This window comes from Formosa haliotis, assembly GCF_001685485.1.
GTDB lineage: Bacteria > Bacteroidota > Bacteroidia > Flavobacteriales > Flavobacteriaceae > Formosa > Formosa haliotis.
Window position 1 is genome coordinate 1,004,798 of record NZ_BDEL01000001.1, and the last position, 10,694, is coordinate 1,015,491.

The 10,694-nt window shown below is 35.8% G+C and carries 7 protein-coding genes and 1 riboswitch; of the genes, 2 read left to right on the top strand and 5 right to left on the bottom strand.

Features of this window, described 5'->3' with window-relative positions; translation table 11 throughout:
- Positions 1-637 precede the first annotated feature (637 nt).
- From A9D35_RS04240 to A9D35_RS04260, 5 genes are all read right to left on the bottom strand, one after another.
- On the bottom strand, positions 638-1,960 hold the full coding sequence (locus A9D35_RS04240; protein WP_066219466.1) for a DUF5074 domain-containing protein: 1,323 nt from the start codon (positions 1,958-1,960) through the stop codon (positions 638-640).
- A 95-nt stretch (positions 1,961-2,055) separates the two neighbouring features.
- The gene (locus A9D35_RS04245; RefSeq protein ID WP_066219469.1) at positions 2,056-3,189 is read right to left on the bottom strand and encodes a PKD-like domain-containing protein; all 1,134 of its coding nucleotides are present in this window, start codon (positions 3,187-3,189) and stop codon (positions 2,056-2,058) included.
- Positions 3,190-3,202: 13 nt separating this feature from the next.
- Positions 3,203-4,339, bottom strand: a complete 1,137-nt coding sequence (locus A9D35_RS04250; protein ID WP_066219470.1) for a YncE family protein — start codon at positions 4,337-4,339, stop codon at positions 3,203-3,205.
- Between the two features lie 16 nt (positions 4,340-4,355).
- Positions 4,356-6,419 (bottom strand): TonB-dependent receptor plug domain-containing protein, encoded by a 2,064-nt coding sequence (locus A9D35_RS04255; RefSeq protein ID WP_141675468.1) that lies wholly within the window; start codon positions 6,417-6,419, stop codon positions 4,356-4,358.
- Positions 6,420-6,474: 55 nt separating this feature from the next.
- Positions 6,475-6,663: riboswitch (cobalamin riboswitch) on the bottom strand.
- Between the two features lie 329 nt (positions 6,664-6,992).
- A complete protein-coding gene (locus A9D35_RS04260; RefSeq protein WP_066219473.1) occupies positions 6,993-7,757 on the bottom strand; it encodes a CDP-alcohol phosphatidyltransferase family protein in 765 nt (254 codons plus the stop codon).
- A 215-nt stretch (positions 7,758-7,972) separates the two neighbouring features.
- Between A9D35_RS04260 and A9D35_RS04265 the strand changes: the two genes are divergently transcribed.
- Both A9D35_RS04265 and lnt read left to right on the top strand, forming a co-directional pair.
- A complete protein-coding gene (locus A9D35_RS04265; protein WP_066219477.1) occupies positions 7,973-9,046 on the top strand; it encodes a putative type IX sorting system protein PorV2 in 1,074 nt (357 codons plus the stop codon).
- Between the two features lie 42 nt (positions 9,047-9,088).
- On the top strand, positions 9,089-10,687 hold the full coding sequence (lnt, locus tag A9D35_RS04270; protein ID WP_066219480.1) for an apolipoprotein N-acyltransferase: 1,599 nt from the start codon (positions 9,089-9,091) through the stop codon (positions 10,685-10,687).
- Positions 10,688-10,694 lie beyond the last annotated feature (7 nt).

Sequence of the window (10,694 nt, forward strand, 5' to 3'; positions counted from 1 at the left end):
ACTTTTTTATTTCAAGTTATCTGATATCAGTTGTCTGTTGTCAGTGAATAGTGAATAGTGAATAGTGAATAGTGAATAGTGAATAGTGAATAGTGAATAGTGAATAGTGAATAGTGAATCTAAATTATGTCTAAAACAATCTTGGTTCTAAACGCTCTTATTTTTTCTCTATTTACTCCATTTTCAAATTAACTTCTTAAAACTTTACTACATTAAAGTAATGCATCTCAACTCCGCTCGATGTGACAGTCTGATTTGTCATTCCGACAACAGGAGGAATCTCATTTTCAAATCTTCAAATGGCTACATTTATAAATTAGTTAATTATTACATTGACACCCGGTCATTGAGTGCTATAATGCAGAGATATGAAATTGCAGTGTATCGAAATGCCAGATTTAAATTAAGGAATTATTCAGGTTTTCTCGACTAAAACAATTTAGGCAAAATCTTGTCATATCGAGCGAAGTCGAGATATACAAAGTCTTTCTCCTTTAATTTATCTAAATCAAGCTAAAAAATTCTTCTAAAAACAGATTGAAAAAGTAAATTATTATTCATCATAGAATCTTAGTAAAACATAAAAAGGCTTCAGAAACAATCTTCTGAAGCCTTTTACATTAATAAAAATTACGCCTTAATGAAACACATTAATTGCAGGGAAATAATACCCCGTAAAATCGATAGCTTTAGTTTGTGTACCTGTTAACCCATCAAATATGTATAAGGTATTTCGGCTATAACTTTCACCCCAACCTTTATCTAACGCATTTATAACAAGCTGTTCTTTTTCCAAATCGTAACCAATTCCCGATCCGAATATCACTTGAGTTTCTGGCAAACTAACAAACGGACTAGCCAATGAAGTCGCATCGCCGTCATATCTATAAATTTCATTTCCTCCACTCCAAGGGCCATTTTTAGCAATAAAAACAGCATCTGCACTTGCCGCCATAGAACCGGGATGCCATGCTCCCCAAACACCATTAGCTGTAAAACCTAAAGGAATGTTTTCGATTTCTAGTGTTGTTGGATTAATTTTTACTAGCGAAGTACCACCGGCTGTATATACTGTACCATCGGCTGTTTTGGTAATTCCTTGAGACATATTTTCAATAGTTTTTACAACTTCAAAAGTATTCACATCAAAAATTACTAATCCATTTCTAGCTGAAAGTGCATAAATATAATCTCCAGAAACTACCACATCTCCCATTTGCCCAGTAATACCAGCTAAAGGTCCTTGGGTTTCTAGGGTATTTAAATCTATTTTATAAATACCATCACCAGAAGTTAACACCCCTAAATCGTTATTAATTCCGGTAAAAGCTCTCCAACTCAAACTTTTATCAGCTTCAATACGCTTTTCTTCTTTTAAAGTATAGGCATCTGTAACCACTAAAGGTCCACCGGCTTTAGATACCAAATACAACTTTTCATTATAAATGGTTCCGAATTCTAAGGTTGAACCATAGGGTTTTAAATCTTTATCTGGATTCGTTTTCGCAAAAATACTATCCTCAATTTTTTCGGTGTCGTATCTGTAAAAACTAACCGTTCCTGTACCGTGTCCAAACCAACCTTCGTTTACGGTAAAGAATCCGTTTTCGTATGCACCCCAAGTTTTAACATCGTAAGTTAAAGATACAACGCCCCCATCGTTTCCTGCCGAAACGGTAATTTGCGATTCCCCACGGGTGTCTGGTTTATAAACATAAATAGAATCTGTGCTTACTACTTCGCCATTCATTTCCCATTTAAAAGTAGCTGCTTCACGCTGCGATAATTTTGGGTACAACGTGATGCTATCTCCCATAGTTAAGGTTGCACTTAAATCTTGATCTGCTTCAAAAGCTGGCGGAGTTGTTGGCGTAAAATCGTCGTCGTTACTACAACTTAGCCCTAATGCTAATACAAATGCAGCCGCTGCATATTTTAAATTTTTGAATTTGTTTTTCATGTTAAGTATTTAATTAATAATTATTCTATAATGAAACCCTGAAATGAATTCAGGGTGACACGTGACTTTATGAATATTTCTAGACTATTTATTGTTTAGTTTAGTAAGCTTAGATCTGCAATTCCTGATACTTCGGTAGATAATTCTCCTAACCAGCCCATATCGGCTTGAACTCCTGTTTGAATTTTAATAAAATCGATACCTTGAAGTGACACAGAATTCCCTTCGGCATCGATAGCATCGGCAATATCAATTTCATCTCCCCCGGTCGTATTATCGCCATAACCATAGTCGTAAGCCGCACTTGTAATCCAAGACGGATTACTCATATCTATATTAGTATCTGGCAGCATAGTCCCCGTAAGTGTATAAGATTCTGCTGTAATCCATTCTGGATAATAGGCTTGAGAATGGAACATATTTTTAACCACAGCTCCTGTATTACCTTCACTATCTTCCCAAGCAACATCATCGTCGGCCGTAGCTGGTTTAAAGTAAGTTACACTATAATTGCGTTTTGTATCTTCTAAATCGTGACCACTACCTTTAATCTCGTACCAAGTATCGTCTGCTAAACCATTGGCATTTTCGTCTTGCATTACCCAAATAATTCCAGGTTCAGAAAATGTTGGCAATGCATTTCCGTAAACAATAAAGTCTTTTTCATTTTCAGAATTTAAAACCGTATGGTCGAATCCTAACGTGATGGAACCACCCCAAGCTCCTAAACTTACCAGGCCATTTTTTCCGTTTAACACTCCTTCTGCACTTTCTAAATTCCCTGGGCTTTTATTTATAAATTGCCCTGGTGCTGGTAAAAATTCGAATAAATCCGTAACATAGGCTTTACTGTCTGGAGTTGTAGGGCGAATAAGTGCAGCGACTGAAATATTATAGTCGAAAACAAATTCACCAGCATCATTAGACGCACGGTATGTTAGCTCGTATTCTCCAGAAGTTTCAGGCATAAACTCGTACGTACCTACCGAAGACACTAAACTGTCTCCAATAGTCCATGCACTAGAATAAACTGCATCATTTAGGTTGATAGCTTCAAAATTCAGGGTTTCTCCCATAGTCATTTCAACAGCCTGTGTGTCTACCGTCATGCCTACTTCTGGTGCTAAAATAGGATCGTCGTTATTGTCTTTAGAACATGAAAAAAATAATGCCGCACATCCTAATACTAAGGCAGCATATTTACTCTTAAAAAAATTGAATTGTTTCATAGGTATTTATATATTAATGTTGATTAACAAATTGAATTTTGGCAGGAATATCGCCAGTTTGTACTTTCCATTTATATTCTCCATTCTTATCGAAGCAGTACAAATCTCCAGGGGTTACATAATCTTTGGCATCGGTAATGTAAATGTCTTCTGTGTCTGGGTTTATAGCGATCCCGTATGGGATTTGAATGAGTTCATCGTTGCCTTCTGCAAGAAAAGAATCTTCTAAAATGGTTTCTGTTTTTGTATCTATCGCGTCATAGGAAATGGTATTTTTTCCTGTAAAATAATTGAATTCGGTGCTGTAGATGTAAGCCGTATCGTTATGGATAACCATATTGCTAACCGCAAGATCGAAAGTCTTTTTTACCGTTTCGGTTTTGGTGTCTACTACAAAAAGTTTCGATGGTGTTTCAAAATAATCTCCTCTCGAGGACACGTATAAATCGCCTTCACTATCCATTTTTAAGCGGTGCAGATTGATGGCCACTTCAATACGATTGGTTTCAGTAAAACTTGGAATATCGATAACCGAAATAGTCGATTCGTAATTGGGCGGACTATATCCTCCAGAATTAGCTACATAAATTTTATTATTATAAGCGACTAATTCTTCAGGTTGTCTCCCTACATCCACTTTTCGGATAACACTTAAACTTGTGGTATCTATTTCGTTTACCTGCCCTAGTGGTGCACTGGGATCGCCAATAGTTCCTAAATAGGTGCTTAAATAGGCTTTCCCTTCGTAAAAGGTAATGTAGCGGCAATTATCAACATTTATTTGCTTTAATTTTACGCCAGTATTTACATCTAAAACTTCTACTTTATTAGATGCATTTACTACGATATACATTTTAGAACCATATATTCCAATATCGTTTGCAACATCTCCTAAACCTCCTACTTCTGATGGATTTGCACTTTTAAAACGTTCTCTTTTATATTCGCCCGTTTCAAAATCCATATAATCTAAGGAGGCTTTATTCATAAACATATTACCTTCGTTTATAAGGTAAAATCCTTTTAAGGCAGTGTCTGTGTCGTCGGGTAACTCCGGCGTTTGTGGATCTTCATCTGTAGGAATAGGATCTTCTGTTCGGCAGGAACTTAAAACTAAAATGGTGGCAAAAAGGAGGACATAAGTTTTCATTGGTACGTATTAAAATTTAAAGTTTATAATTAAGTGTAAAGCGATACGATCGCCCTGGCATGGGGAAATTTCGTATCACATCGTATTGCTGATCTAAGAGATTATTAATTTCTATACCCAACAGAAGTGGGTTTTTAAACCATTTAAAACCGTAAGTAAGCGACATATCATGCGTATACCAGGGTTGTAAATAATTTGAGGCAATGTTTGCTTTTTGACTATATCGACTCCCAGTATATATAAAACTGTAATTTAAATTGAATGCTTTATAGGCCGCCATAACCGTGGCGCTTCCACTATGCAAAGGGATATAAGGAATTTGATGACCATAACTGTTACTATTTGGGGTAACATCTACCGCGTGCTGATAGGCATAATTAAGCATCGCGGAAAGGTCGACACGCGATGAAATTTTTACAGAAGATTTTAATCCGAGTTCTAGTCCAGTAGTTTCTACTTTTCCTAAATTAAGCATCATCCACCTAAACAAATTAGCCCCAGGCACAGCAACTATTTTGTCTGTAATCCAAACTTTATACACATCGGCTTGAACTTCAAAAAAGTAATTAGATCCTGAATGTTGATACGAAAATCCGAAATCTATTTGTTCAGAATTTTCAGGTCTTAAAAACGTATTTCCAACAAAAGTGTAATACAAATCGTTAAAAGTTGGCATTCTAAAAATATTCTTATAAAAAGCTCTTAATCGGAAATCTGAATTTTTAAAAGGTTGTAAATTGATTAAAAATGAAGGTGAAAATTTTTGAAAATCGTCTGCCGATTCGTAGGCCTGAACTGTTTCATTCACTGTTGTGCTCAAGACACTTAATTGCAGATTTAAACGTTTAAAACGAAGGTTGCTGGCTAGAGCGTTTAACATTGAAAATCGTTTGGGATAAGCAAACCTGTACAAATTGGCATCTAGAGTATTTTCTTCGAAATCTGAAGCTAAAGACAGCTCCCAATACGGTTTTAACTGAACCGTATTTACTAGAGAGGTATAATATTTTTTTTGATGGTACTGATTATCTAATATCCCATCTAACGAAACGATTTCCGGATCGACATAACGCGTAAAATCTGTTTCATACTTAGCTCTAATAACAAAAAAATAAGCATCGTTAACCTGATATTTATATTCCCCTTGAATAAAATTATTTTTATCCCAAAGGCGTTGTGGCCGTGTAAACCGATTGGCTACAATAGCTCCAGGCAAACCACGCTCGGAATTAAAATAATAGTATTTTATATACCAACTCGATTTAGAAGAAGGGTTTCCGTATAAACCTGCTTCTACCCGATGCGATTTGATGTCTGCGTTTTTTCGAACAGCTGTCGTATCGTAGCTGCCATTGGTATATCTGAACTTATATTCGCCATCGGCAGAAACCAATTCCGAACTTATTCGCGTCGCTATTTTATCGCTTAACCGATAATCGAAGGAAAATGACGGATTAAACAAGCCAAAAGAGCCTGTTTTTAGAGTGACATCTGCGTCGTACTTTTTAGTAGCGTCCGTATTAGGCCCTTTAGATTTTAAGTATATACTGTTGGCAGAAGCATAGCCATTCGCCGATAAATCCAGATCGGTTTTTTGTCCCTGATACAAGCTTACTTGTTCCATATTATTTAAGGAATACTTCCCCAGATCGACCTGTCCGTTTTGAGCATTTCCTAAGCGAACACCATCGTAAAACACCCCTGTATGCTGCGAACCCATACTACGGATGTTTACAGTTTTTATGCCGCCAACCCCGCCATAATCTTTTAATTGTACACCACTAAAATACCGAATGGCATCGGCCACATTTAAACTATTTAAGCGCTGTAAAGTGGCACCATCTAAAGTTTGTACGGGAGCTGGAGACACGTGCTTTTTATACTGCGTAGCATTGTATTTTAAAACCACTTCGTTAAGGGTAGTTGCAGAAATACTATCCTGTTCTTGTGCCCAACAAGACATAGAAAAGCAGCAGACTAAATAGCCCGTGAAACCAATACCTAAAAACGATTTTAAAAACGCCACCTCAATTAATTTTGCACCAACGAGGATGGCTTGGCCAAGCATAACTATGGCCATTCCAATAGAGAAGAATGGTAAAATCCTAATCCCAGCTTTTATCCCCGAAAGCTATTTGAATTACTAGAAAATGGCAGGTCTTCTGACTTACTCCTTCCACCTGGCCTTCCCATTCTATTGAATAGTGACCGTAAATTAGGCTTCCGTTAAGAGCTTACAGCTGCGGGACAGTTCCGGATTTTCACCGAATTCCCTTTTAATGTATGCGTTAAAAAACGCAACAACCATTATCCTTTTTTAAATTTTAAAGAGCAAATCTAATCAAATATTTATAGAACAAACCATCTAAATTTGTCCGCCATATTATTAAATTTATTTTTAAACTAATTTTATTTCACTTTTTTTAAGCTTCAAAATTTTGTTTAAAACTGCGACAAATGTAACCGCTAAAAATGTAGATATTCATGACTTTTGTCATGTATAAGATTTATAATTTTAAAGTTGATTTTTTTAAAATTGGTATTGAATTATAGCATGAAATACCATCTAACCATATGCAATTCATACTGAATAGAATTCTATTCTTCAGATGATTGAAGTATTCAAAAAAACACGCCTAGTAAAGGAAAAAATTTAATACGACCCTTTAATAACCACATCTAGCATAGACATGGCTACATACGTAAGTATAATAATAGGAATCGCTGCAAATTTTAAAACAATAAGCAATACAATACTTATTATTAAAAAGATATAACGAATGGCATTGGGTTTAAAATCGAACGATTTAAATTTTAAGGCAAAAAGTACAATAGGTGCATTTAATAAAATGGTACTTGTAATAGTTAAAGCTATTAAAAACCCTTGATTCATGATAATGGCATTTACCATTTCGTTAGGTTGTAATTCTAAAATTAACGGTAACGAAATAATTAATAAGGTATTTGCTGGAGTTGGTAAGCCTTTAAAATAGTCTTGCTGTTCTTCATCTAAATTGAATTTTGCTAAGCGATATGCCGACGATAAGGTTATAAAAAAACCAATAACAGGTAATACCGATGGCATAATGGCATCGCCACTAAAATAGGCATTCCACGATCCTTCATCGGTAACCATTTCTGGTCTTTGCATGCTTAAACTTAATAATTTATACATCACTATACCAGGAACAACGCCGCTGGTAACCATATCGGCCAAAGAGTCTAATTGCAAGCCTAGTTCTGAAGACACTTTTAATTTTCGTGCTGCAAAACCGTCGAAAAAATCAAAAAAGATACCACCAAATACAAAGGCTGCTGCCGCTATAAAATGACTATGAGTCGCGAAGATTACAGCTATACATCCACAAAATAAATTCAGTAAAGTAAGGGCGTTTGGAATGTGGTTTTTAATCGACATATTTAAAGTTAGTTTTTGTAAAAAAACAAAGAAATAAGGTGTAAAACAAGGCCCTTTGTAAAAATAACACAATAAGATATCATTTTGTAAGTTACATATTTGGTCTGTTTATTATATGAACCGACTTTATAAACTGATTTGCAACCGAAAGAGAATGCAGAAAATAAAGTTTTTTACCCAATAAAATTATCTGCATATTTGTAAAAAATTTAGCATTGAGAATCCTTTTCACTATCCTATGTGTATTCCTTACGGCCTCGGTATTTAGCCAAGCTGCGAGAAAATACTCCAACGAATTTATGAATATTGGAGTAGATGCAGCCGCTTTGGGGATGAGCCACTCGGTTACGGCACAAACTGCCGATGTAAATTCAGGATATTGGAATCCCGCAGGATTAATTCATTTAGAAGATAATCAGCTCGCTTTAATGCACTCCAGCTATTTTGCTAACATTGCAAATTACGATTATGCTGCATTTGCAATGCCTATAGATGATAGAAGCGCGGTTGGGATATCGTTAATACGTTTTGGTGTTGATGATATTTTAGACACTACACAATTAATTGACGATCAAGGAAATATTAATTACGACCGCATCCAGCTTTTTTCTACCGCCGATTACGGTGTAACCTTTTCGTATGCTAGACAACCTGTTTTTCTTGAAGGTTTCAGCTATGGGGTAAATGCCAAAGTTATTCGTAGAATAATTGGAGATTTTGCCAATTCTTGGGGATTTGGTTTAGATGCCGGAATTCAATACCAAACCAATTCTTGGAAGTTTGGTGTTATGGCCAGAGATATAACAACCACTTTTAATGCTTGGCAAATAGACGAAGATAAATTTCAAAATATTCAAGATGCCATAGGCGATCAAAATCAGGAGTTACCTGAAACCACAGAAATTACCATTCCTAAATTACAAATAGGAATTTCTAAAACGTTCATTTTTAATTATGATTATGTATTAGAAACCGCTGTAGATTTACAAATGCGATTCGAGCAAAATAACGATATTTTTTCTACGGAAGTATTGAGTATTAACCCATCGTTCGGATTTGAATTTGGGTATTTAGATATGGTGTATTTACGTGGTGGGATGGGTAATTTTCAGAATGAATTACAAATCGATAATACCGAGCAACTCAGCTTTCAACCTAGCTTAGGGGTTGGTTTTAAATATCAAGGGATACAGGTAGATTATGCCTTCACCGATATTGGCGACCAAAGTGTCGCTTTATACTCGAATGTATTTTCATTAAAACTGGATTTTAGTATCTTTAGGCGATAATACACAGGATGTAAAAATCCTTTTAAATTCTGTTTTAACACTGTGAAACACCTACTTTTAGCCCTAGCAACGGGATTATTATTAGCCCTTGGCTGGCCCACTTATGGATTCCCTGTCTTACTTTTTGTCGCGTTTATCCCCTTACTTTATGTCGCTCACGATATAAAAGTAAACGACACTTTAAAACGTAAAGGTTGGCGACTCTTTGGATTAGCATATTTATCATTCTTTATTTGGAATTTTATAACCACCAATTGGTTACAATATGCCGATGTTTTTGGAGCGAGTTTTGCCATTTTAGTGAACAGTTTATTAATGGCTTTACTTATATTACTGTACCAAGCAGTATCTAAACGTACTACAGTAAATAAGGCCCTTTTATTTTTAATAACCCTATGGATTTCTTTTGAAAAACTACATTTAAATTGGGAGTTTTCTTGGCCTTGGCTAAACTTAGGAAATGCCTTTTCCGAATACCCAAAATGGATTCAATGGTACGAGTATACCGGAACTTTTGGCGGTACACTCTGGATCTGGATGGTAAATGTTATCCTTTTTAAAGCCTTTTTAAATTATTTTAAAACTTCTGAAAAAGGATTTTTAAAACGAGCCGCTGTACTTACCTCAGCAATCATTTGCATACCCATAATCTTTTCTGTGGTACGTTTTTATACCTATACCCCAGAAACAGAAACCATAGAAGCTGTTGTGCTTCAGCCCAACATCAATCCCTATACCGAGAAATACAATTCGACGAATAAGCGGGTTGGAGATCTTTTACAAAGGTTGGCCAAAAAAAAACTTACTAAAAAAACAAATTTATTAGTCGCTCCCGAGACGGTGATGGCAGAAGGCTATGGTGTAAATTTACCTAAATTTAATAGAAGCCCAGAGTTTTTTCAAGCTAAAGCTTTAGTGTACAGATATCCGGAATTAAATTATTTACTCGGTTTCCAATTCTACCAAAAACACACCAATAAGGCCGATATTTTACCTACTTCAAATCAGTATAACGACCATTTGTGGATAGATTATTTTAATTCTGCCGCCTTAATTAATTCCGATATTCAACCTAAAATTTATCACAAATCTAAGTTGGTTGTGGGCGTTGAAAACTTCCCGTACCAAAGTGTTTTAAAACCTATTATAGGAGATGCCATGTTAGACCTTGGTGGTACAGTGGCTATGAAAACCACCCAACATACGCGTACGGCTTTCAATATAAAAGACACAAATTATAAGGTTGCGCCTGTAATTTGCTACGAATCGGTTTACGGCGAATTTGTAACCGGATATGTAAGAAATGGTGCTAATATTTTAGCTATCATGACCAATGATGCCTGGTGGGGAAAGACCCAAGGCCACAAGCAACATTTAAGCTATGCCAAATTACGAGCTATTGAAACTCGGCGTGCCATTGCTAGAAGTGCCAATACGGGAATCTCAGCTTTTATTAGTCCAAAAGGAGAGTTATTACAAACTTTAGCCTATAACACCCAAGGCAGTCTAAAGGCAGAACTTCCGGTAAATACAAATCTGACATTCTATGTAAAGGCAGGCGATTATATAGCTAGAATAAGCATGTTTCTCGCGCTTGGTTTATTTATTATAACGTTTTTTAGCAGAAAAGCGAGGGGTTAAAATTTTT